1 protein-coding gene is annotated in these 278 nt (G+C 69.1%); it reads right to left on the bottom strand.

Going from position 1 to position 278, the window contains the following annotated elements; translation table 11 throughout:
- Positions 1-278: LysR family substrate-binding domain-containing protein (locus AC1RPY_RS07840; RefSeq protein ID WP_481763124.1), on the bottom strand; the 278-nt coding region annotated here is incomplete at both ends.

Raw genomic sequence — 278 nt, 5'->3', positions numbered from 1 at the left:
ACGTCGACGTGAAGCCGGGCACGATGGCGACGCCGCGTTCCGCCGCCACCAGCGACACCAGTGTCGTGATCTGCGACGCGGTCGGTCCTATCCGCGGCGTCACGCCTTCATGCGCGCACAGATCCTCGAGCGCGGCGTTCAGCGCGGAACCGTACCCGGAAGGGAACGTGACGAAGTTCTCCATCGCGAGTTCGCGGAACGCGATCGTCGCGTTGCCTGCGTATCGGCTCCGGGCCGGCACCGCGGCGACGAGCGGTTCCCGCGACACGACGAGGGAG

It is taken from the genome of Dellaglioa sp. CoH-56-MRSF-12 (assembly GCF_056782075.1).
The sequence above is the reverse complement of the archived record's forward strand: the minus strand, read 5'-3'. Positions and strand labels throughout refer to the sequence as shown.